Source organism: Devosia sp. Root413D1 (genome assembly GCF_001425235.1).
In the GTDB taxonomy this organism is placed as follows: Bacteria; Pseudomonadota; Alphaproteobacteria; order Rhizobiales; family Devosiaceae; genus Devosia_A.
Window position 1 is genome coordinate 1 of record NZ_LMEA01000008.1, and the last position, 22,036, is coordinate 22,036.

At 66.1% G+C, this 22,036-nt stretch carries 20 protein-coding genes; 7 read left to right on the forward strand and 13 right to left on the reverse strand.

Annotated features, from left to right (window positions below; all coding sequences use genetic code 11):
- Nucleotides 1-120 precede the first annotated feature (120 nt).
- From ASC89_RS08505 to ASC89_RS08540, 8 genes are all read right to left on the reverse strand, one after another.
- Nucleotides 121-1,224: a cis-3-hydroxy-L-proline dehydratase gene (locus tag ASC89_RS08505; protein WP_055996749.1), complete on the reverse strand. Its 1,104-nt coding sequence runs from the start codon at nucleotides 1,222-1,224 to the stop codon at nucleotides 121-123.
- Nucleotides 1,225-1,372: 148 nt separating this feature from the next.
- Complete coding sequence (locus tag ASC89_RS08510; RefSeq protein WP_055996752.1) at nucleotides 1,373-2,374, reverse strand: 4-hydroxyproline epimerase; 1,002 nt, start codon at nucleotides 2,372-2,374, stop codon at nucleotides 1,373-1,375.
- Nucleotides 2,375-2,387: 13 nt separating this feature from the next.
- Nucleotides 2,388-3,638, reverse strand: a complete 1,251-nt coding sequence (locus tag ASC89_RS08515) for an FAD-binding oxidoreductase (RefSeq protein ID WP_055996755.1) — start codon at nucleotides 3,636-3,638, stop codon at nucleotides 2,388-2,390.
- Between the two features lie 46 nt (nucleotides 3,639-3,684).
- Nucleotides 3,685-4,389: an ABC transporter ATP-binding protein gene (locus tag ASC89_RS08520; RefSeq protein WP_156384589.1), complete on the reverse strand. Its 705-nt coding sequence runs from the start codon at nucleotides 4,387-4,389 to the stop codon at nucleotides 3,685-3,687.
- 4 nt (nucleotides 4,390-4,393) lie between these two features.
- A complete protein-coding gene (locus tag ASC89_RS08525; RefSeq protein WP_055996761.1) occupies nucleotides 4,394-5,173 on the reverse strand; it encodes an ABC transporter ATP-binding protein in 780 nt (259 codons plus the stop codon).
- Nucleotides 5,170-6,141 carry a branched-chain amino acid ABC transporter permease gene (locus ASC89_RS08530; protein ID WP_055884634.1) on the reverse strand — a complete coding sequence of 324 codons (972 nt, stop codon included), beginning with the start codon at nucleotides 6,139-6,141 and terminating at the stop codon, nucleotides 5,170-5,172. The genes ASC89_RS08525 and ASC89_RS08530 overlap by 4 nt, the downstream gene beginning before the upstream one ends.
- Complete coding sequence (locus tag ASC89_RS08535; protein ID WP_055884637.1) at nucleotides 6,141-7,055, reverse strand: branched-chain amino acid ABC transporter permease; 915 nt, start codon at nucleotides 7,053-7,055, stop codon at nucleotides 6,141-6,143. The genes ASC89_RS08530 and ASC89_RS08535 overlap by 1 nt, the downstream gene beginning before the upstream one ends.
- Nucleotides 7,056-7,132: 77 nt before the next feature.
- Nucleotides 7,133-8,230 carry a branched-chain amino acid ABC transporter substrate-binding protein gene (locus tag ASC89_RS08540; RefSeq protein WP_200940429.1) on the reverse strand — a complete coding sequence of 366 codons (1,098 nt, stop codon included), beginning with the start codon at nucleotides 8,228-8,230 and terminating at the stop codon, nucleotides 7,133-7,135.
- Nucleotides 8,231-8,347: 117 nt separating this feature from the next.
- Here ASC89_RS08540 and ASC89_RS08545 point away from each other — a divergent pair, with 117 nt between their 5' ends.
- The gene (locus tag ASC89_RS08545) at nucleotides 8,348-9,073 is read left to right on the forward strand and encodes a GntR family transcriptional regulator (RefSeq protein ID WP_055997934.1); all 726 of its coding nucleotides are present in this window, start codon (nucleotides 8,348-8,350) and stop codon (nucleotides 9,071-9,073) included.
- 180 nt (nucleotides 9,074-9,253) lie between these two features.
- A complete protein-coding gene (locus ASC89_RS08550; protein ID WP_055996769.1) occupies nucleotides 9,254-10,066 on the forward strand; it encodes an alpha/beta fold hydrolase in 813 nt (270 codons plus the stop codon).
- A gap of 4 nt (nucleotides 10,067-10,070) precedes the next feature.
- Here the strand turns inward: ASC89_RS08550 and ASC89_RS08555 are convergent, their stop codons facing one another.
- From ASC89_RS08555 to ASC89_RS08570, 4 genes are read right to left on the reverse strand one after another with little or no spacing between them, the layout of a single operon-like run.
- A complete protein-coding gene (locus tag ASC89_RS08555) occupies nucleotides 10,071-10,868 on the reverse strand; it encodes a heme ABC transporter ATP-binding protein (protein ID WP_082533320.1) in 798 nt (265 codons plus the stop codon).
- A 5-nt stretch (nucleotides 10,869-10,873) separates the two neighbouring features.
- Nucleotides 10,874-11,944: an iron ABC transporter permease gene (locus tag ASC89_RS08560; RefSeq protein ID WP_055996775.1), complete on the reverse strand. Its 1,071-nt coding sequence runs from the start codon at nucleotides 11,942-11,944 to the stop codon at nucleotides 10,874-10,876.
- An 11-nt stretch (nucleotides 11,945-11,955) separates the two neighbouring features.
- Entirely contained in the window at nucleotides 11,956-12,837 is an 882-nt protein-coding gene (locus ASC89_RS08565) for a hemin ABC transporter substrate-binding protein (protein ID WP_055996778.1), read from the reverse strand.
- Between the two features lie 9 nt (nucleotides 12,838-12,846).
- Nucleotides 12,847-13,911 carry a hemin-degrading factor gene (locus ASC89_RS08570; protein WP_055996781.1) on the reverse strand — a complete coding sequence of 355 codons (1,065 nt, stop codon included), beginning with the start codon at nucleotides 13,909-13,911 and terminating at the stop codon, nucleotides 12,847-12,849.
- A gap of 228 nt (nucleotides 13,912-14,139) precedes the next feature.
- On the opposite strand from ASC89_RS08570, the gene ASC89_RS08575 reads away from it, so the two are divergent.
- Nucleotides 14,140-16,251, forward strand: a complete 2,112-nt coding sequence (locus tag ASC89_RS08575; protein WP_200940430.1) for a TonB-dependent receptor domain-containing protein — start codon at nucleotides 14,140-14,142, stop codon at nucleotides 16,249-16,251.
- Nucleotides 16,252-16,579: 328 nt separating this feature from the next.
- Here the strand turns inward: ASC89_RS08575 and ASC89_RS08580 are convergent, their stop codons facing one another.
- Nucleotides 16,580-17,341, reverse strand: coding sequence for a GntR family transcriptional regulator (locus tag ASC89_RS08580; RefSeq protein WP_055996787.1), 762 nt, complete (start codon nucleotides 17,339-17,341; stop codon nucleotides 16,580-16,582).
- A gap of 135 nt (nucleotides 17,342-17,476) precedes the next feature.
- Between ASC89_RS08580 and ASC89_RS08585 the strand changes: the two genes are divergently transcribed.
- From ASC89_RS08585 to ASC89_RS08600, 4 genes are all read left to right on the forward strand, one after another.
- A complete protein-coding gene (locus tag ASC89_RS08585; RefSeq protein ID WP_055996790.1) occupies nucleotides 17,477-18,829 on the forward strand; it encodes a 6-phospho-beta-glucosidase in 1,353 nt (450 codons plus the stop codon).
- A complete protein-coding gene (locus ASC89_RS08590; RefSeq protein WP_055996793.1) occupies nucleotides 18,829-19,761 on the forward strand; it encodes a carbohydrate kinase family protein in 933 nt (310 codons plus the stop codon). The genes ASC89_RS08585 and ASC89_RS08590 overlap by 1 nt, the downstream gene beginning before the upstream one ends.
- 77 nt (nucleotides 19,762-19,838) lie before the next feature.
- Complete coding sequence (locus tag ASC89_RS08595) at nucleotides 19,839-21,071, forward strand: sugar ABC transporter substrate-binding protein (RefSeq protein ID WP_082533252.1); 1,233 nt, start codon at nucleotides 19,839-19,841, stop codon at nucleotides 21,069-21,071.
- 77 nt (nucleotides 21,072-21,148) lie between these two features.
- The gene (locus ASC89_RS08600; protein WP_055996799.1) at nucleotides 21,149-22,024 is read left to right on the forward strand and encodes an amidohydrolase family protein; all 876 of its coding nucleotides are present in this window, start codon (nucleotides 21,149-21,151) and stop codon (nucleotides 22,022-22,024) included.
- Nucleotides 22,025-22,036 lie beyond the last annotated feature (12 nt).

Genomic DNA, 22,036 nt, shown 5'->3' on the forward strand with positions numbered 1-22,036 from the left:
GGTGAGGGGGTCGGCAAGACTCGCCGGCTTGGGCTCCCCCCTCCACCGCCTTCGGCGGTCCCCCTCCCCCGCCACGCGGGGGAGGATCACGGAGAGGCCGGTGCGTGTCCCGACTGAGGGTCACGCAATCACCTGCACAGCTTGCCCGAGCACGTCCCACTTAGGCTCGATCCCCAGCCCGGGCGCATCGCTCGCCGTCATGAACCCGTTCACCCGCTTCGGCGCTCCATCGGCGATCGACACGGTGACGTAGGAGTTGAAGTCGGTCGCGGTGAAGCAGAATTTCTGCGGCGTCGAGCGGGCGAGATGCGCGATGGTGGCGGTGACGATGTCGCCGCCCCAGGTGTCCTCGATGGTCATCGGGATGCCCGAGGCGACGCAGAGGTCGCGCATCTGCCGCGCCTTGGTGAGGCCGCCGACCTTGCTGATCTTCAGGTTGATGACGTCGAAGGCGTCTTCGGAAATCCCCTTCACCAGATCACCGACCGTGCCGATATTCTCGTCGAGGACGAAGGGCAGGCTGGTGCGGCGGCGGATCGAGACGCTCTCTTCGTAGCTCATGCAGGGCTGCTCGATATAGACATCGAGATCACGGACGGCGTTCACCACCCGCGCCGCGTCGGCCATGGTCCAGCCGGTATTGGCATCGGCGACGAGGATGTCGGTCTCGGCGAGGATTTCGCGACAGGCCCGGACGCGCCGGATGTCGTCATTGGCATCGCCGCCGACCTTGAGCTGGAACTTGGTGTAGCCCTCGGCGCGATAGCCGGCGATCTTCTCGGCCATGACCGCCGAGTCTTCCTGGCTGATCGCCCGGTAGAGCGCGATTCTTTCCTGCTCGGCCCCGCCCAACAGCTTATAGACCGGCAGCCCCGCAACCTTCCCCAGAATGTCCCAGCAGGCGATGTCGATCGGCGCCTTCACATAGGGGTGGCCGCGCAGCACCGCATCCATGTGATGGTTGAGCGGCCACAGGTCGGTCGGGTCATGCCCGATCAGCTTGGGGCCGATCTCCGCGATGCCCGCCCGCACCCCCTTGGCGTAAGAGGGGAGGTACGCCGAGCCGAGAGGGCAGCATTCGGCATAGCCGGTAATCCCCGCATCGGTCTCGACCGCCACCACGGTCGAGTCGAACACCTCCATGAAGTTGCCGCCGCTCCAGTTGTAGCGGCCTTCGCGCAGCGGCAGATCGACCTGGTAGACCTTGATAGCGGTGATTTTCATGTGTGGAGTTCCTGACGAGAGGCTGCTCGGTTCACCGGGTCATTCCCGCGAAAGCGGGAATCTCCGTTTGCGTGGCACGATCGTGAAACAGAGGTTCCCGCTTTCGCGGGAATGACTCCGTGGCTGGGGCGAGCAAAAGCGCCATCGCTCACACCAGTGAGAAGCCGTGGGCGAAGGGGTCGCGGTCGTCGATATAGATGGCGTTGAGGCCGGTCTGGCGGGCCCAGCCGGCGATCGAGGGGACGATCCCGTCATAGTTGCCCACCTTCACCGCGCGCTCGACCCGGCCGTTGAATACCGAGCCGATGATCGACTCGTGGTTGAAGGCATCGCCGACCTTGAGCTTGCCGCGGCCATACCACTGCGCCATGCGCGCCGAGGTGCCGGTGCCGCAGGGCGAGCGGTCGATCGCCTTGTCGCCGTAGAACACGGCGTTGCGGGCGGTGTTGGCGGCATTGGTCGGCTTGCCGGTCCACAGGATGTGGGTGCAGCCGCGAATGTTCTCGTTCTCGGGATGGATGAACTCATAGCGCTCGTTCATCGCCGTGCGCAGCGCCGGGCTCCAGCGCAGCAGGTCGCCCACCGAGACGTCGGCGATGTCGGAGAAATTCTCCTGGGCGTCGACGATGCAGTAGAAATTGCCGCCATAGGCCACGTCGACCTTGAGCTTACCCAGCCCCGGCGCATCGATCTCGAGGTCGGTGGAGTGGAGGAAGCTCGGCACGTTGGTGATACGGACCTTGTCCACATACTCGCCATCCATGGTGTACTCGGCCACCACCTTGCCGGCCGGCACATCGAGGTTCACCACCCCCGGCGTCTTCGGCGTCATCAGCCCGTTTTCGATCGCCATGGTCACCGTGCCGATGGTGCCGTGGCCGCACATATAGAGACAGCCCGAGGTCTCGATGAACAGGATCGCGATGTCGCAATCCTCGCGGGTCGGGGGGTAGAGGATCGAGCCCGACATCACGTCGTGGCCGCGCGGCTCGAACATCAGCCCTTTGCGGATCCAATCGTGATTGGCGAGGAAATCGGCGCGCCGCTCCATCATCGTGTTGCCCTTGAGCAGCGGGCCGCCGCCGGCGACGAGGCGGACCGGGTTGCCGCAGGTGTGACCATCGATGCAGGTGAAGATATGCCGGGACATGGAAAGGCTCGTTCTAGAAGCGTTGCGGAGAAAAGGGCGTGAGGTCGAGAGACGGCGTGGCGCCGGTGAGGAGTTCCGCCACCAGCTTGCCGGTGCCGGCCGATTGTGTCAGGCCGAGATGGCCGTGCCCGAAGGCATAGACGATGTTGCGCGATTGGCGCGAGAAGCCAATCGCCGGCAGGCTGTCGGGCAGCGACGGGCGAAACCCCATCCACTGCTTGCCGCCGGTGGTCACAAGACCGGGCATGAAGGTTGCCGCCTTCGTCAGCATGGCGTCGGCGCGCTTGAAATTGGGCGCGAGCTTCAGGCCGCCCAGTTCGACCGCACCACCGACGCGGATGCCACTGGCGAGCGGCGTAACGACGAAGCCGTGTCCGCCGAACACCAGCTGGCGCTTGAGGTCAAAACTATAGCCAGGGAGCGTCGTGTTGTAGCCGCGCTCGGTTTCGAGCGGAATGTCGTCACCGAGAGGCGCCGTCAGCCGCTTCGACCAGGCGCCACCCGCCACCACGGCCTGCCGGGCGCGTAGTGTGCTGCCGTCACTGAGCTGGATGACCACGCCATCGCCCTCGGGGCGGAGCTGCACCACCTCGGCCTGGCGGAAGCTGGCGCCGCGCGCCATGGCCGCCTGGCCCACCGCAACCGCGTAGTCATAGGGGTCGCTGACCGTCTGCCACTTCGGAATGAAAGTGGCGCAGGTGATGCGCGGCGACAGTCCGGGTTGCAGGTCGGCCAGTTCGGCCCCCCGCACATGGTGGAACTCGATGCCTTCGGCGGATTTGGCCGCGTCGTCCCGCGCTGTCTTTTTGAGTTCGTCTTCGCTCTCGTAGAGTTCGAGCACCCCGTCGCGGCGGATCATGCCGTCGAGGCCGGCGCTGGCGACGAGCGCCTCCAGTTCGGATCGGGCAACCCGCATCATGGCGCTCTGCGCCTTGAGGCTTGCCGCCACCTTGTCGGGCCAGCCGGCGCGCCAGAAGCGCAGCAGCCAGGGTGTAATCTGCGGCAGGTACTCTGGCCGGATGGTTAACGGGCCCAGCGGATCGCTCAGCCAGCGCGGCAGCTTGCCGAGGACGCCCGAGGTCGCCATCGGGATCACATCCGAAAAAGCGAACGCCCCGGCATTGCCGCGGCTGGTCTCCTCGGCAATGCCCTTGCGGTCGATCAGCACGGCTGTCCGCCCCGCTTCCTGCAGCTTGAAGGCGGTGGAAACGCCGATAATGCCGGCGCCGATAATGGCGACGTCGATGCTGGTCGTCGTGGTCAAGTCAGGTGGCCTTTGGGCTTACTGTGGAGTTGCTTGGGAGGTGCATTCAGCTGCCGAGATAGGCCTGGACGATCGAGGGATCGGCACTGAGTTTCTTGGCTTCGCCTTCGAGTCGGATGACGCCGCTCTCCAGCACATAGCCATAATGGGCGAGCCGCAGCGCCAGCCGGGCATTCTGTTCGACGAGGAGGATGGTGGTGCCCGCTTCGTTGAGCCGCTTCACGATCCGCATCGTCTCGAGCACCAGCTTGGGCGCCAGGCCCATCGACGGCTCGTCGAGCAGCAGGATCTTGGGGCCATGCATCAGCGCCCGGCCGATGGCCAGCATCTGCTGCTCACCGCCCGATAGGAGTGAGCCATCGGAGTTGGCGCGCGTCCTGAGGATCGGGAATTGCGCGAACACCTGTTCGAGCCGGTCTTTCCTGAGCGTCGCGTCCTTGACCGTGAAGGCGCCGAGCTCGAGGTTCTCGCGCACGCTGAGGCCGCGCAGCACGTGCCGCCCCTCGGGCACATGCACCACGCCGGCCCGCGCGACCTGGTGCGCTGGCATGCCGGTAATGTCGTTGCCTTCGAACAGCACCCGGCCGGCCTTGGCGCGGACGAGACCCGAGATGGTCTTGAGCGTCGTGGTCTTGCCGGCGCCGTTGGCGCCCAAGAGGGTTACGATCTGTCCGCGCTTCACCTCGAGGTCGATGCCTTTCACCGCATCGATCTTGCCATAGGCGCTGGCAATGCCTTCGAGCTTGAGCATCACATCAGAGGTCAAGTGCGTCCTCCTCGACACCGAGATAGGCCTCGATCACCCGCTGGTTGGATTGGATCTCCTTGGGCGTGCCCTCGGCGATCATCACGCCGTGGTCGAGCACGCTGACCCGCTCGGAGAGGCGCATCACCAGCCCGGTATCGTGTTCGATCAGGAGGATGCAGATATCCCGCTCGTTGCGGATGCGGCGAATGAGCTCGATCAGCTCTTCCTTCTCGCCCGAGGTCAGCCCCGCGGCCGGCTCATCGAGCAGCAACAGCCGCGGTGTCGTCGCCAGGGCCCGCGCGATCTCGACGCGGCGCTGCCAGCCATAGGGCAGGGTGGTCGCCTCACGCTCCCAGCCCTCGGTGATGCCGACAAAGCTCAGGCACTCCTCGGCGATCCGCCGGATTTCGACTTCCTCGCGACGCTGCGAGGGCAGCCGCAGGATCGCATCGATCACCCCGGCACGGGTCCGGCTGTGCTGGCCCGACATAACGTTTTCGAGCACCGTCATCTCACGGAACAGCCGTACGTTCTGGAAGGTGCGGGCGATGCCGAGCTGCGTCACCTGATGCGGCTTCAGCTTCAGCATCTCGGTGCCGTCGAGCCGGATCGAGCCCTGCTGCGGCTTGTAGAAGCCGGTGATGCAGTTGAACAGCGAGGTCTTGCCCGCCCCGTTCGGCCCGATCAGGCTGACGATCCGGCCGGCGGGCACACTGAAATCGACTGCGTCGAGCACCTTCGATCCGGCAAAGCTGAGGCTGACACCCTTGAGGTCGAGGAGGCTCATCGCTTGCTCCTCGCCGGCCAGATGCCGCTTGGCCGGAACAGCATGATCAGCAGCAGGCCCACCGCGAAGATCAGCAGCCTGAGATCGCCGAAGTCGCGCAGCAGTTCGGGCGCGAGGATGACGATGAAGGCGCCGAGGATGACGCCCGGGATCTTGCCCATGCCGCCCAGGATCACCGCCATCAGGATCAGCACCGATTGCCGGAACGAGAAGCTTTCGGGCGAGATCGCCCCGAGATTGGCGGCAAAGAACGCTCCGCCGATCGAGCCGTAGATGGCGCCGACCACATAGGCGGCGAGCTTCACCTTCACCCGGTTGATGCCCATCGCCTCGGCTGCGTCTTCGTCGTGCCGGACATAGAGCCAGGCGCGCCCGAGCCGCGAGTTGGCGAGCCGCACCGAGGCGATGACGCCGAGGATCGCGAGTGCGCAGAACACATAGTAGAAATCGAGCGGCGTGCGGATGTGCCAGCCGAACAGCCACGGCGAGTCGATGCCGATCAGCCCGCTGGCGCCGCCGGTTTCACGCAGGTTCCGCGCCGTGATCCGCACGATCTCGCCGAAGCCCAGCGTGACGATGGCGAGATAATCGGAGCGGAGCCTGAGGGTCGGGGCCCCGATCACGATGCCGGCGACGATGGCGAGGAGGACGGCCAGCGGCAGCGCCAGCCAGAAGTTGAGCCCGAAATGCAGCGTGGTGATGCCCACCGTATAGGCGCCGACGGCGAAGAACGCCGCAAAGCCGAGGTCGAGCAGGCCAGCATAGCCGACGACGATGTTGAGCCCCAGCGCCAACAGCACATAGAGCAGCGCATTGGTGAGGATCACCGTGCCATAGGAGCCGAAGATGTAGGGCGCCACGGCCATGGCGACGAGGATGACGGCGATCGCCGCATAGCGCTTCTGTGGCGTATCGAGCAGCGTTGCCAACCCGCCCCAGGCACTTGGTCGTTCCGGGAATTGCGCCATCACATGCGCTCCTGCTCGGGCTTGCCCAACAGCCCGGTCGGTTTGAACACCAAAACGAGGATGAGGACGGAGAACGAGAACACGTCCTTCCACTCGCTCCCCACCCCCGGCAGCTGTGTGCCGAAACTCTCGAGCAAGCCGAGGATCAGCCCGCCCAGCATGGCGCCGGGGATCGAGCCGATGCCGCCGATCACCGCGGCGGTGAACGCCTTGAGCCCGATCAGAAAGCCCATGAAGTACCACAGCGACCCGTAATAGGCGCCGGCCATCGAGCCGGCCGCTGCTGCGAGCGCCGAGCCGAGGAAGAAGGTGATGGCGATCACCGCATTGACGTTGATGCCCATCAGCCGGGCCATGTCCTTGTCGACCGATACGGCGCGCATGGCGCGGCCATACTGGGTGCGCGACACGAACAGCTCGAGCGCCAGCATCAGCGCGGCGGCGACGCCGACAAGGATCATCTGGTTGTAGCTGATGAACAGGTTGCCGAGCTTCACCCCGCCGAAGCCGAGCGCCGCGCCGAAGGGCACATACTGCCCCTTGGTCAGCGTCAGCATGCCGTTCTGCAGCACCAGCGACACCGCGAGCGCCGTGATCAGGATGGAGAGGCGCGGCGCCGACAGCATCGGCGCGTAGGCGACGCGCTCGATGACCACGCCGAGAAAACCGACGGCGATCATCGCCAGCACCAGCGACACCGCGACGCCCAGCCAGCCGGGCCCGAGATAGGGCGCGAGGAACGACAGCACCAGGAAGCCGGCAAAGCCGCCCACCATGTAGAGCTCGCCATGGGCGAAGTTTAAGAGCTTCACCACGCCGAACACCATGGTGTAGCCGAGCGCCACCAGCGCATAAAACGAACCGAGCACGATGCCGTTCAGCAACTGGTTCGTGAAGATGTCGAAGATGCTCACCCGCCACCTCGCCCTTGGGTCAGTCTCGCCCTGAGCGGACCGGCACCGGAGCGCCGATCCGCGATTGGGTCAGGTGGTTACTGCGCCAGCGTCCAGGCGCCGCCCTTGCCTTCGAGCACCACGAAGTTGGAGCGCGCGAGGGTCTTTTCGGGGGTGAACGAGATCGGGCCCGAGATGGTCTCGGTGAAGTTGGCGCCCTGCAGCGTCTCGATCACCTTGGCCGAGTCGGTGGTGCCGGCGGTGTTGAGGGCCCAGGCGAGCAGCTTCATCGCGTCGTAGCTGAGCGTCGAGTAGGGGCCCGGCGCGGCGCCGAACTGCTTCTGGTAGGCCTCGGCGAACGCCTTGGCTTCCGGCAGGAACTCGGCCGTCGGGTTGGAGAAGGCGATCACGCCTTCGGCCGCCGGGCCGGCGATCTTGAACAGTTCCGGCGAGTTGGAGCCATCGCCCACCGCGATCAGCCCCTGGTAGCCGCGCTCGCGCAGCTGGCGGATCAACAGGCCACCATCGGCATAATAGGCGGTCCAGAACACCGCGTCGGGGCTGGCAGCCGTGATCGCGGTGACCACCGCCGAATAGTCCTGCTCGCCCTTGTTGGTGACTTCGAAGTTGGTGACCGTGTTGCCGGCCGCTTCCCAGTTCTTCTTGGTCAGGTCAGCCAGGTCCTGCGAATAGGCATCGCCCTGGTTGATGATGGCGATCTTCTTGATGCCCTTGGCGTTGAAGTACTCGATCGCCTTGGCCACCTGGTCATTGCCGGTCGAGTTGATCATGAAGGCGTTGCCCGGGTTCTCCGGGATCAGCTTGGTCGAGTTGGCCGCCGGAATGATCAGCGGGATCTTGGCGTCGCCGTAGATCTTGAGCGTCGGCACCGTGGCGCCCGAGCAGTAGCCGCCCACGACGCCGACCACGCCGGAGGCCGCCAGCTTGCTCGCGGCATTGACCGCCAGCTGCGCGTCGCAGCCGTCGTCGCCGATGGTCGAGGTCAGCTGCTTGCCCAATACGCCGCCCGCTGCGTTGATCTCGCCGATCGCGAGGTTCACGGCATTGGCCATGTCCTGCCCGTAGGTGGCTTCCGATCCGGTGGTGGGGACCATGATGCCGATGGTCAGCGTATCCTGCGCCATCGCTGGTACGCCGAGCACGATGGCGAGTGCGAGGCCTGCTGCGGTTTTCATGACATTACGCATGTCGTTCCGTCTCCCTTGTCCTCAGATGCATCCTTGCATGCACCTTGTCGGCACAATGCAGCCGCGTTAACATTTCGTCAATTGGGAGCGAACAGGAGCCGGATGATGAGTGGATCCGCACGCGAGACGGCCGGGTTTGCGCCGCGCGTCAAAGGCTCGGGCGTCCAGAAGGTCTATGAGCAGCTGAAGGCCTCGATCCTCGATCTGTCGCTGGAACCGGGCGCGCCGCTCGACGAGGTCTCGCTCGCCGAAACCTTCGGCATGTCCCGCACCCCGGTCCGCGAGGCGCTGGTGCGGTTGGCTGCCGAAGGGCTGGTGAGCCAGCTGCCCAACCGCAACACCATCGTTGCGCCGATCGATTTCGGCGCCCTGCCGGTGTATTTCGAGGCGCTGACCCTAATGTATCGGGTGACCACCAGGCTCGCCGCCGGCGCCCGCACCCGCGCCCATCTCGAGGTCATGCGCGTCCACCAGGCGGCTTACGCTCGGGCGGTGCGCGAAGGCGACGTGCTCGGGATGATCGGCCACAACCGCAACTTCCACGCCACCATCGCCGAAGCCGGCGGCAATCCCTATTTCACCGGGCTGTTCACCCGCCTGCTCGATGAGGGACGCCGCATCCTCAGGCTCTACTACTACAAGAGCTTCAACGACCACCTGCCGCGCAAATATGTCGACGAGCACGATGCCCTCGTCGCGGCGATCGAAGCCGAAGACGCCGAGCTCTGCGACCGCCTGGCAGCCGAGCATGCCAGCCAGATCGTCGCGCAGATCCAGCGCTACATCGCCGTCGACCGCACCCGCGAACTGTCCCTCGCCAGCGGGGCCTAGCCGAGGCCCCGGCTCCTCCAGTGTGGAACCCTCGGCGGACCGACCCGTTACCGGGGGGAACCAAGGCGGAGTGGTCGCATGACTGGATATTCGCTGAATAGACGCATGTTCGTCACGACGGGGCTTGCGGGTGTCATGGCCTCAACCCTCTCTATCGGGTCGTTGGCAGAGGAGGCGAAGTTGGAAGCGAACGAGGCAACATCAGAGGTCACTTCGAAAGACGGGACCCGTATCGCCATCAGCCGCTCGGGCCAGGGCCCAGCCCTCATTCTGGTCGGCGGCGCGCTGAGCGACGGCTCGGGCGCGGCCCCGCTGGCGAAGCTCCTCGCCCCGCGCTTCACCACGGTCACCTTTGATCGGCGGGGCAGGGGCAAGAGCGGCGACACGCCACCCTACGCGGTGGAGCGCGAGATCGAGGATATCGACGCCATCATCGAGGCGCTGGGCGGCACGGCATTCATTCACGGCCACTCGTCGGGCGCGGTGTTGTCGCTCGAAGCCACGGCAAAGCTCACGGGCAAGGTGACAAAGCTCTCGCTCTACGAGCCGCCCTTCATCACCGATGGCAGTCGCCCGGCACCGCCGGCTGACTTTGCGGCTCACATCGACGAGCTCATCGCCGCCAACCGCCGCGGCGATGCAGTCGAGTATTTCCTCGTCGAGGTGGTCGGCACGCCCGCTGCGGCCATCGCCCAGATGCGATCGGCGCCGGCCTGGCCGGGGCTCGAAGCCCTGGCGCACACCCTCGCCTATGACGTTGCGGTCCTGGGCGACAGGATGTCGGGCAAGCCGCTCGCATCAGGCGCCTGGGATGGCGTCAGCATCCCGGTGCTGGTGATGGATGGTGGCGCCAGCCCCGAATGGATCCGCAACTCGGCTCGTTCGGTTGCCGGCCTGCTGCCCAGTGCCGAGCACCGCAGCCTCGAGGGCCAAACCCACAACGCTGCTCCCGAAGTCGTCGCGCCGGAGCTCGAGCGCTTCTTCCTCGGCTGAACCGCTACTCCGCGGCGAGCCGCATCGCCACCTGAGGGGCGAAGAGCGGCGTGCCGTTGGAGAGCTGCAGCGTGGCGAGTTCGCAACCGAACACCTCGCGCACCAGCGCGATATCCAGCACCTCGGCCGGTGCGCCACACGCGGCGCGCCGGCCTTCGGACATCACCAGCACCTGGTCGGCATAGAGCGCCGCGAGGTTGAGGTCATGGAGGATAGCGACCACCGCGCCGCCGGCTGCCGCAAAGCCCCGCGCGATCTCCATCACCAGCAACTGGTGCTTGATGTCGAGGCTCGAGACCGGTTCATCCAGCAGCAACAGGCGTGGCAACCCCTCGAATACCGGCTGCCACACCTGGCACAGCACCCGCGCCAGTTGTACCCGCTGCTGCTCGCCGCCGGAGAGGCTCTGGTACATCCGGCCGCCGAACCCCGCGAGGTCGACTCGCCGCAGCGCCGCTTCGACCACCGCCTCGCGTTGCGCCGGCAGCACGCCGAGCCCCGCCGACAGCCCCAGCCGCACCACTTCACGCACCGTGAACGGGAAGCTCAGCACCGAGGCTTGCGGCATCACCGCCCGCATCGTCGCCGCCGCCCGTGGCGGCAGTGTACGCAGGGGCTGGCCGTTCAGCGCGATACCGCCCAGGTGTTCGAGCTCGCCGCTCAGCGCCTTCATCAGCGTGGTCTTGCCCGAGCCGTTCGGTCCGATGATTGCCAGCACTTCGCCGGCGCGCGCCGTGACGCTGACGCCTTCGACGATCGGCTTCCGTTCGATGGCGACGGAAACGCCACGAACTTCCAGCACCGGGCTCACCATGCCAGCTCCCGCCGCCGCAGCAGGATCCACAGGAAAAACGGCCCGCCCACCGCCGCCGTGACGATACCGATCGGCAGCTCCGCCGGCGCGACGATGGTACGCGCCACCGCGTCGGCGACGAGGAGGAAGGCGGCGCCGAGCAGCGCCGAGGCCGGCAGCAGGTACTTGTGGTCCGGCCCGATCACCAGCCGCAACAGGTGCGGCACGATGATGCCGATAAAGCCGATGCCGCCGCTGACCGCCACGGCCGCTCCGGTGGCTGCCGCCACCGCGACGATGGCGATGCGTTTGAGCCGCTGCACCGGGATGCCCAGGTGCATCGCTGTCACTTCGCCCAGCGTCAGGGCGTTGAGCCCGCGCGTCAGCAGCATGCAGCAGAGCACCGCAATGAGGATGATCGGTCCCGACGCCTGAACCTTCTGCCAGTTCGAACCGGCGAGCGAGCCCATGCTCCAGAAGGTGAAGTCGCGCAGCTGCGAGTCGCTGGCAAGGAACACCATCACCCCCATCACCGCATTGGCCAGTGCCGCGATGGCGATGCCGGCGAGCAGCATGGTGGCGATTTGCGTCTGCGTGCCGCGCGTTGCCACCTGGTAGAGGATCAGGGTGGTGACGAGGCCCGTAACGAAGGCCGAGATCTGCAGGTTGTAAATGCCGAGGATCGCCGTCAGCGGCGCCAGCGCCGTCCCGCCCAGGACGATCATCACCACCGCGCCAAGGCTCGCGCCGGACGAAACGCCCACCAGCCCCGGGTCGGCCAGCGGGTTGCGGAACAACCCCTGCATCACCACGCCGGAGACAGCGAGGCCAGCGCCGATCAGGATGCCCAGCAGCAGCCTGGGCAGCCGGATATCGAGGAACACCAGTTGGTCGCGCAGCACCAGCGGATCGTCGGTGGCTCCGGCCATATAGGCCGATAGCAGCCGCGGCAGCGAGGCGTCCGAGGCGCCGGTCAGCAGCGCCAGCGCTGCCGCCGCAACCAGCAGCAGCACCAGCCCGACCAGCGTCAGCTGGGCCAACCGCGTCCGGTCCCCAGCGACCGGACCGGCGAGTTCAGCCGTCATTGCGGTGGTGGTCAAGGCTGTGGCACCCGGTCGCCGTAAAGCTCGTGCGCCAGCGTCAGGATCGCCTTGGGCGTACGTGGCCCGAAGCCCAGCATGAAGGCCCCGTCCACCTTCAACAGGCGTCCCTGCTGCAGTGCCGGCGACGCCGCGAGCGCCGGATTGGCCGCGAGGTCGGCGGAAAAGTCTCCGGCGCCGGAATTCTGCATCATCACCACATAGTCGGGGTTGGCGGTGATCAGCGCCTCATCGCTCAGCGTCTGGTAGCCGTGCATTTCGGCCAGCGGATTGATGCCACCGGCCAGCGTGATGATGCCGTTGGCCGCCGTGCCCGAGCCGGCAGCGCGGATCTTGCCCTCCTGCACCGAGATCACGAACAGCACGCGCTTGCGTTCGGCATCGGGGATCGCGCTCGTCGCCGCTTCCGCTGCCTTCAGCTCGGCATCGAGCGTCGTCGCCAGCGCCTCGGCCTTGTCGGTGACCCCGAGCGCCTCGCCGACCGCGCGCACCTTGGTGAGGATGCCCTGGTGGCTGAAGTCCTCCGGCACCGTCACATAGGGGATCGAGCCCTTGGAGAGCACGTCCAGCGCCTCCGGCGGCCCGCTGCCATCCACCACCAACAGCGCCGACGGGTTCACCGACAGTACGCCTTCCGGCGACAGGGCCCGCATATAGCCGACATCCGGCAGCGCCATCGCCTCGGGCGGGAAGATACCGGTGGTATCGCGGGCCACCACTTTGCCTTCCTCGCCCAGCGCGTAGACGATTTCGAGCAGCGAGCCGCCGATCACCGCCACCCGAGACGGGTCGGCGAACGGCGTGATTTCAGCGGCCAGGGTGGGGCCGGCAAGCCCACCGAGCGCGGCGAGGGTCAGCAGAAAGCGGGGGAGGCGCATGGGGAACCCTTAGGCTGCAGTGGATTGGTCGAGCTGGGGCAGGCCTTCGATCAGCGTGCGCCAGGCGGCGCGTTCATCCACCCCTTCCTGGCGCTGGCCGAAGAACTGGATGATGAGCTTGTTGTCGGCGCCGAACGCCTCGATCGAGGTGACGTGCCCATCGGCGGTGGGTTTGCGCACCGCCCATACCTCCTGGATCTGGTCGGCCCTGAGATGGAGGTGGAAGGTCTCGTCCATGACGTTGATCCACGGACCCATAGCCTGCACCTTTTGGATCGGGCCTGAGTGGATCTGGATGCAGCCGCGGCTGCCGACGAACGCCATGATCGGCAGCCCGCTGCCCGCCGCGCGCTCCAGCATGGCGCTGGCAGCGTTGGCGGCCAGCGGCCAGGCATAGTCGCGATCGATAGTCTTCAGCGCCTGGTGCCGCGACAGGTTGAGCCGCTTGAGCATCGGGAAAAACTGGTGCGTGTCGGTCAGCCCCTGCCACGCCTCGCGCAGTTGCGCGGCGCTGGCCTGGGCCGCGGCGGTGTTCACTTCGCTGTCGTCGAGTTCCCGGATCTCGAGCGTCTGCAGCTGTTCGTCTGCCCTGAGGGTCTCGACCAGTGCCTGATAGGCGTCGAGGTTTGTCGCGGGCCGGCAATGCACCTTGTGCACTGCGGTGCCCGCCGCGTCGAAGAACTGCAGCGAGCGCCGTACCGCACCTTCCTTGTCCGACTTTTCGACGGCGTAGGCCGAGGCCCAGTGCGTCGGGAAGATGCGCAGGTCGATCTCTTCGCCCAGGACGATCGAGGCGTGCTGGCCGAAGCGGGTCTTCTCGAATACCCCGATCTTTTCGTGCACGGCGTGCTCGTTGCGCGTCAGGCACATCACCTCGCCCAGCGCCGGTGCGGCGGCGAGGAACGCCTCGACATCGGGGCGCAGCCGCACGCTGCCGGCGCCGACGAAAGCCGCCACCAGCTCCGCCTCGGAGATTTTCTGGATCCGCGCGAAATCGCGCTCCCGCATCTCGGGGTGCAGCGCACGCAGGCGGCGGATTTCTTCGGGCAAGATCTTCTGGCGGGCTTCGGGCAAGATGCGGCGTCCTCTTTCACTGCTCTGTGGCGCCGGCTTCGTTTCGCCGCGCCTGTCACTTAAATCTTGACAGTCAATATCAGGATTTATAAGCCACGCAATAGTGGAGTGACGGAGTCATATTTTTGCCCGCTCTGCCGTGCCAGCCAGCATCTGCCAGCCAGTGCATGTTCCCGACGCCGGCAGCCGCCGGGCGTCCGTCATTGATTGGAGAAGGAAATGGGGCTGGTGGCACGTAACGCCGCGATCTTGCTTGGCGGCGTCGCGCTGGGGGCGAGCTTTGGGGCAGGGGCTGCCATGGCGCAGTCTGGCGGGACCAACTCGCAGTTCGTCACGTTGCTTGAACGCATCGTCGTCGGCGCCGGCAAGGCCAAGGTGGCGATCGATACGCCGCAGGCGGTAACCGTGGTCGACCAGGCCGATATCGACCAGAAGCAGGCCGGCACCATCGGCGAGATTCTCGACGACGTCCCGGGCGTCACCATGATCGGTTCCGAGCGCGTGCTCGGCGAGAGCTTCAACATCCGCGGCATCGGCGCCGCCGAGACCTCCGGCGACGAGGCACGCATCATCCTCACCGTCGACGGCGCGCGGAAATTCTACGAACAGTACCGCATGGGCTCGTTCTTCTCCGATCCCGAGCTCTACAAGGCAGCCGAAGTGCTGCGCGGCCCGGCGTCATCGACGCTCTATGGCTCCGGCGCCTTCGGCGGCGTCATCAACTTCACCACCAAGGACGCCTCCGATTTCATCAAGGACGGCAAGACCGGCGCCGTGCGCCTCAAGGGTTCCTACACCTCGAACGGCAACGGGACGCTTGTCTCTGGCATCCTGGCGCATCGCATCAACGAGACCTTCGAGGTGCTGGCCGCCGGCAACTTCCGACGCTCTGATATCGTCGACCTCGCCAATGGCAGCGAATTGCCAGGCTCTGAGTTTGCCGCCTGGTCCGGCCTTGTTAAGGGCACCATCCATCTCGATGCCGATCAGGTCGTCCGCTTGTCCTACCAGCGCTGGAACAGCGACGCCGACAAGCAGGATTATGCTCAGACCGGCACCATCCCGATCACCGAGCCGACGAATTTCGGCCTGATCGACCGCACCGTCGACGACCAGACGGCGATTATCAGCTACGAGAACGAAGCCTCGGGCAACGACATGCTCGACCTCAAGGTCCAGCTGTCCTACTCCAACACCGCAGTGAGCCAGGAGAATCCGACCTCACCGGTGCCGAGCAGCATTTTTGTCGCCGATTACGGCTACCAGACCACCCAGCTCAACGTCGAGAACACCTCGACCTTTGCCGGCGCGGGCTGGGAGAACTTCCTCACCTATGGCGTTCAGGCGAGCCACCAGAACCGCGTCGCCGATCCACTCGTTGGCGATCTGATCACCACCCATCCGGAAGGCACCTCGTCGAGCATCGGCGTGTTCGCCCAGAGCGAGCACACCATTAACGATACGCTGACCGTGATTGCCGGCGCCCGCGCCGATTTCTCGACCCTCACCCCCAGCGAGACCGTCGTCGGCGCCAGCCCCAGCGAGGATGTCGCCATCTCGCCCAAGCTCGCTGCGCTCTACAAGTTCAACGAGAATTTCAGTGTCTTCGGTTCCGCCGCGCACACCGAACGCATGCCGACGCTGGACGAAATGTTCCAGTACCAGGGCACGCGTACGATGAACCCAAACCTGACCAAGGAATACTCGGACAACTTCGAACTCGGCCTCGCCACCCAGGCGGACGACATCTTCACCGGCGGCGACAGCGTCGCCTTCAAAGCCACGGCGTTCCACAACACCATTACAGACGGCATCGCCTCCAACCCGATCCAGGCCAACGCTCCGTACTTCATCAACATCGCCGGCATGCGCATCTGGGGGCTCGAACTTGAAGGCTCTTATGACAGCGACGTGATGTTCGCCCGCCTCGCCTACACCTTCACCCGGGGCGTCTATACCGAGGATATGATCTCCTCCAATCCCACCCGCGTGCCACACATCTATGCCGGCGACGACGTGCAATCGATCCCGCAGGACAAGCTGGTGCTGACCGTCGGCGGCCGCGCCCAGGATCTCGACCTCGAATACGGCACCCGTCTGACGCTGGCCGCCAACCCGCTCACCGCGGCCACCACCGTTCCGCCGACGCCGATGCCGGAAGGCTGGGCCACGGTGGACGTGTTCGCCACCTGGAAGCCGCAGAGCGGCCAGTTCGAGGGCATGGAAGCGACCTTCGGCATCGACAACCTGTTCAACGCCGACTACCGCGAGAACCTGTCGATGGACCGCTCGAAGGGCCGCACCTTCAAGCTCACGCTGGCCAAGCAGTTCGACTACTGACGACAATGGGGTTCCGCCAACCTGGCGGAACCCCTCGCACCTGAATTCAGTGCTGGTATGCGGTCGTATCCGGCCGCTTGTTGCGCGCCAGCACTGCGATCAATGTTGCGCTGAAACTGGCAGTCGGCGGCCCTCTCCCGCTTGCGGGGGAGGGGGAACCACGCGAAAGCGTGGTGGGAGGGGGTGCCCCACGCACTGACGGTGAGCGGCTGGGGCAGGGCCGGCGTTTGCGGCACCCCCCTCCCACCAGCATTTCGGCTGGTCCCCCCTCCCCGCAAGCGGGAGAGGGCCGCCGACTGCACGTTCCGCGAGGGGCCGCTAGCCCGACCTACCGCGCGCGACTATTCCGCGAATCCTGGTCCAGCCGCAACGGATAGCGCGTCGGGTGATGCGTCGAGAGCGTCAGGTTGAGCGGGCGCTCGTTGACGTCGAACGCCATCTGCTCGACCCCCAGCACCGCCGCCGGCGGTGGCAGCTCCAGCAGCTGGCTCTCCTCGGCATCGGCCAGCCGGGCCGAAAGAATGGTATGGCCGCGTTGCGGCAGCAGCCCGTAGCGTCCGGCGAGCTCGGCGTAGAGCGAGCTGTTCGGCACGGTCCAATCGAGTTCGAGAATGTCCGGCACGATCGCGGCAGGCATCCAGTCATGCGCGATGGCCACCGGCTGGTCGTCGATCAGGCGCAGGCGGCGCAGCGAGATCACCTGTTCACCCGCCGCCAGTTGCAGCGCCCGCGCCACCTGCTCTGGAGCGCTGACCTGCGCCGCTATCAGCAGCCGGCTGCCCGGCCGGCGGCCATGCGCCACGGCCGTGGCGGTGAAGCTGCGCAGCAGTTCGAGCTCGTACACCCCCTTGGGGCGGCCGGTTGGGTAGAACCCCTTGCCCGGATGGCTGCGCAGGTGCCCCTCGAGCACCAACTCGGTCATCGCCTGCCGGATGGTGATGCGGCTGACGCCGTAGAGCTCCACCAGCTCGCGTTCCGAGGCGAGCTTGGCGCGGGGCGGAATGGTGCCGTCATCGAGCGCCCGCAGCAGGCGTTCCTTCACCTGCTTGTAGAGCGGTAGGGGATCGTCGCGCGTCACGCCGTTGGCCATGGCTTTGGGGTAACCGAACTGATTGCGCTTTGGAAGCGGGCGCCGCGCCCGCCGACGAAACTTAGCCGTACGATTCCATCTTGCCTACCTATTATGACTGGATATGATCAGTTGCGCTGAACGGGGGACGTCAGGGTGAAACTGGTCGTTGTCGGAGGGGGAGGGCTACGCGCCCCACTGTTCGTCGACTCGGCATTGCGCCGCGCCGCGCGGACCGGCCTCACCGAAATCTGCCTGATGGATGTCGACGCAGCGCAGCTAGAGCTGATCGGCGCTCTCGCCACTGAGCTGGCGCGGCGCGCTGGCGGAGCTGTGACCATTTCCACCACCACCGATGCCGAAACTGCCTTTGCCGGCGCCAGTTATGTGGTGACCACGGTGCGCCCCGGCGGCATCGATGGCCGCATTGCCGACGAGCGCATCGCGCTGTCGCATGGCGTGCTCGGGCAGGAGACCACCGGGGCCGCCGGCTTCGCCATGGCGCTGCGCAGCATCCCCACAATCCTGAGCTATGCCGAGACGCTGGCCCGGGTCAGTCCTGAGGCCTGGCTGTTCAATTTCACCAATCCGGCCGGGCTCGTCACCCAGGCGCTGCGCGACTCGGGCTACAGCCGCAGCGTCGGCATCTGCGACAGCGCCAATGGCGCGCAGACCGCCGTCGCCAGATGGTTGCGGCTGCCCGAGCGCTCGGTGCGGGCCGAGGTGTTCGGCCTCAACCACCTGTCCTTCACCCGCCGCGCCGAAGTGGCCGGGCGCGACGTGTTGCCGGACGCGCTGGCTGATGACCGTTTCCTCGCCGGCACGGTGCAGCGGGTGTTCGCGCCCCATGTGGTGCGCCGCCACGGTGTGTGGCTCAACGAATACCTCTATTACTATTACTACGCCGACGAGGCGGTGGCGGCCGGCGCCGCCGGCCCGACCCGTGGTGAAGAGATCCGCGCCCTCAACCAGCGGCTGTTGCCACGCTTGCGCCAAGCCGAGCTGCTAGCCGACCCGGGGCAGGCGCTCGATGTCTATTTCGCCTACGAGCGCGAGCGCAGTGCAACCTACATGCAGCATACCCATGACGACGCCGAGCCGGTCGCTGCGGTGGCGCAAAGCCATGATGGTGAAGGCTATGCCGGAGTGGCGCTCGACCTGATCGAAGCGCTGCAGGGCGGCACGCCGATCCGCACCGGGCTCAACGTCCCCAATGAGGGCGCCATCGCGGGCTTGCGCGACAGCGACGTGGTCGAGGTCAGTTGCGTGGTCGATCACCACGGCATCCGGCCGCAGCCGATCGGCGCCATGCCCGATGCGCAGGGCTACCTGGTGAACTCGGTGAAGCACTATGAGCGGCTCACTGTGCAAGCCGTGGCTGAACGGAGCCGCGCCCTCGCCGTGGAAGCGCTGGTGGCGCACCCGCTGGTGCTGTCCTACTCGCGGGCCGAGCCGCTGGTTGAGAAATTCCTCGCCGCGCACGCGGCCCATGTCGGGGAGTGGTTGTGATGCGCTCCGCCGATGTGCTGTTGACCGGCGAATACTATTGCGACCTGATCTTCGCCGGCCTGCCCGGCGTGCCGAGGCTCGGCGCGGAGCTGGTGGCGAGTGACCTCGCCGTATTGCCCGGCGGCACCTACAACATCGCCCTGGCGCTGACCCGGCTCGGGCTCGATACCCACTGGGCCGTGGACTTCGGCTCCGACCTGTTCAGCGGCCTAGTGCTGGAGCAGGCGGCGCGCGACGGGCTGAGCCCGTCGCTGTTCAACCGCCTCGACCAGCCGCTGCGCCGCGTCACCTCGGTGTTCTCGTCCGGCGGCGATCGCGGCTTCCTCACCTATGGCGATGGCGCCATCGTACCGCCGCCTGCCGGTACGCTCGATAAGGTCCGCCCCACCTGGCTGCTGCAGACCTTCCGCTTCGAGCCGGAATGGCTGGCTTTTATGCGCGCTGCCAAGGAGCGCGGAGCAAAGCTCTTCGCTGATTGCCGCGGCGGCGATTTCACCCTCGAAACCCCCGGAGTGCGCGAGTTCCTGAGCCTGCTCGATGTGTTCTCGCCCAATGAGGGCGAAGCCATGGCGCTGACCGGCATGCACCATCCGGCGAAAGCCGCGGCGCAGCTTGCCGAACTGGTGCCGATCGTCGCCATCAAGCGTGGCGCCGCCGGCGCGCTGGTCAGCGACCGCGGCCGCTGGATCAAGGTCGCGGCCCCCGAAGTGGTGGTGAAGGACACCACCGGGGCCGGCGACACTTTCAATGGCGGGTTCCTCCTCGGGCTGTGCTCGGGGCGCTGCACCGAGGAGGCGGCCGAGCTCGCCGTGCTCGCCGGCTCGCTGTCGGTCACCGATTACGGCGCCTTGGCGGCCCCCACGCTGAACGCGCTCAAAAAATTCGCCGCTGAGCACGGCAGGGGAAAGATGTTTCTCGAAACAGCCTCGTAAGCTCGGCGCTATCTTAGTAGTGATTGTCTATAGGATTTGTAGAGAATAAACACAGACCACAGACAAGGGAGTCCGAGATGACTAAGAAGTGGCTTGCCTACGCCGTCGCTGCTTTGGGATTAGTGTCTCCTGCGCTTGCGCAGTCGACGATTAGTTTTGGATATTGGGGCGACCCGCCGGAGCTGCCGCCATTCGAGGAGATCGTCTCGAAATACCAGGCGGCCCATCCGGATGTGAAGATCGAGATCCAGCACGCGCCATGGTCGGGATACTTCACCCGGCTCGATTCACAGCTCGCCGCCGGGGCCGGCCCCGACGTGTTCTTCATCACCAATGTGCCGAGCTACGCCTCGCGCGGCGCACTGGCTCCGCTGGACGACCTGATCAAGGCCAGCAACTTCCCGATCGACCAGTATGTACCGAGCTCGCTCCTCACCCACAGTTTTGAGGGCAAGCTCTATTCCATCCCGCGCGACAGCGCCCCGAGCGCCCTCTACTACAATTCCGATGCGTTCGATGCGGTCGGCGTCGCCTATCCGAACGCCGACTGGAAGTGGGCGGATCTGCGCGATGCGGCGATCAAGCTGACCACCACCGAGGGCGGCCGCATCACCCGCTATGGCCTGGCGCTCGAATCCAATGACTGGGCCACCTGGGTGCAGCAGAACGGCGGCAAGGTGTTCGACGATCCGCTGAAGCCGACCACCTTCCTGTTGGCCGAGCCGGCAGCGGTCGAGGCGATCCAGTATATCGGCGACCTGATCAACAAGGATAAGGTCACCCCGAACTTCCTCGAGGCCGAGCAGGCCGGCGGCACCGCCCAGCTGTTTTCCAGTGGCCAGGCGGCCATGGTGATCACCAACCCGTCGCGCCTCGGCACCTTCGCTGACGTGCCGTTCAAGTGGGCCGTCGCCAACCTGCCTGGCGGGCCGACCGGCATCCATTCCAACCGCACCGGCGGCGCCGGCTTTGCCATCAACGCCAACAGCAAGAACCCGGAAGCGGCCTGGGCCTTCCTGCAATATCTCGCCGGACCCGAGGGCCAGTCGATCTTTGCCGGCGCCAAGGCGGCGGCGGTGCCGGCGATGACCGGCAACGAGACGGTACGGGCCGCCTTCAAGGCGCCGTTCGGCGACGTCTTCCTCAAGGAGGCCGATGTCGGCGAGCAGTTCCCGCAGTTCCCGCGCTTCGTCGATCTCTCCAACCTCTATATCCAGCCGGCGCTGGATCTGGTGTGGAACGGCGAGAGCACTGCAGCCGACGCGATCGGCGGCATCAAGGACAAGGTCAACGCCGAACTGGCCAAGTAGTCGAAACAGCAGGCCACTCTGCTGGCCGGGACGCGATTGGGCGCCCCGGCCGTTCTCTAGCAAAATGGATCTGACCTATGCGCGTCTTCGATGCACACGTTCACTACGGCTTCTGGGACAAGCTGTTCTCGCGCGGCGCCGAGATCGGCTTTCTCGAGGCCCTGTCCGATACCTGCGAGGCATCGGGGATCGAGAAAGTCGCGCTCCTCGCCAACCCTGGCCGCGGCAATGACGCGCTGGCCGGCGCGCTGGAGCGGCGGCCCGACCTGATCGTCGCCCTCGGTCGGCTCGAGCTCGACAAGGACCCGGTGACGCTGGTCGAGGATTTCTACCAGCGCGGCTTTCACGGCATCAAGGTGACCGGCGTCTCGCGCAACTACGATGATCCGGCCTATTACCCGTTCTACGAGGCGGCCCAGGCGCGTGGCCTCCGCATCCTGTTCCACACCGGCATCCTCGGGGGACCGGTCGATTACCTCGAAGGCGGCAAGGAGGATGCCTGGAAGGCCATCCCGGAAGGCGCCGACGAGGAAGCGCTGGTCACCCGACTGTCGCGCGGCATCAAGCGCGAGCGCTATGGCTTCTCCAGCGCCCGCATGCAGCCGATCTACCTCGATACCATCGCCTTCTATTTCCCCGAGCTGTTCATCATCGGCGCCCATCTGGGCTGGCCCGATTACCGCACCGCCTGCGCCATCGCGCGCTGGCGCCCGCGGCTCTATTTCGACATCAGCGGCGGCGACGTGGTGCACAACCACATCGTCGAAGGCGGCTATATCGGCAAGGAAATCTCGCCGCGCAAACTCGTCTACGGCTCGGATTCGGACCTCCGCCGGGTGAAGGGCGATATCGAGCGCTGGAAGGCCGCCTTCGACACCATGGGCCTCAGCGCCGACGACCAGGATCGGATCTTCTACCGCAACGCCGCCTATATCTACGGGCTCGACAAATAGTGGCCCCAAGTC

Coding starts and splice junctions, on each gene's coding strand:
- ASC89_RS08525 (WP_055996761.1), bottom strand. CDS start 5,173: ATGAGCCTCCTCGACCTCAAGGGTGTCAGCCTCAGCTTTGCCGGATCG.
- ASC89_RS08565 (WP_055996778.1), bottom strand. CDS start 12,837: ATGCGCCTCCCCCGCTTTCTGCTGACCCTCGCCGCGCTCGGTGGGCTT.
- ASC89_RS08590 (WP_055996793.1), top strand. CDS start 18,829: ATGCGCTCCGCCGATGTGCTGTTGACCGGCGAATACTATTGCGACCTG.
- ASC89_RS08545 (WP_055997934.1), top strand. CDS start 8,348: ATGAGTGGATCCGCACGCGAGACGGCCGGGTTTGCGCCGCGCGTCAAA.
- ASC89_RS08595 (WP_082533252.1), top strand. CDS start 19,839: ATGACTAAGAAGTGGCTTGCCTACGCCGTCGCTGCTTTGGGATTAGTG.
- ASC89_RS08510 (WP_055996752.1), bottom strand. CDS start 2,374: ATGTCCCGGCATATCTTCACCTGCATCGATGGTCACACCTGCGGCAAC.
- ASC89_RS08560 (WP_055996775.1), bottom strand. CDS start 11,944: ATGACGGCTGAACTCGCCGGTCCGGTCGCTGGGGACCGGACGCGGTTG.
- ASC89_RS08580 (WP_055996787.1), bottom strand. CDS start 17,341: ATGGCCAACGGCGTGACGCGCGACGATCCCCTACCGCTCTACAAGCAG.
- ASC89_RS08530 (WP_055884634.1), bottom strand. CDS start 6,141: ATGGCGCAATTCCCGGAACGACCAAGTGCCTGGGGCGGGTTGGCAACG.
- ASC89_RS08600 (WP_055996799.1), top strand. CDS start 21,149: ATGCGCGTCTTCGATGCACACGTTCACTACGGCTTCTGGGACAAGCTG.
- ASC89_RS08505 (WP_055996749.1), bottom strand. CDS start 1,224: ATGAAAATCACCGCTATCAAGGTCTACCAGGTCGATCTGCCGCTGCGC.
- ASC89_RS08540 (WP_200940429.1), bottom strand. CDS start 8,230: ATGAAAACCGCAGCAGGCCTCGCACTCGCCATCGTGCTCGGCGTACCA.
- ASC89_RS08520 (WP_156384589.1), bottom strand. CDS start 4,389: ATGCTCAAGCTCGAAGGCATTGCCAGCGCCTATGGCAAGATCGATGCG.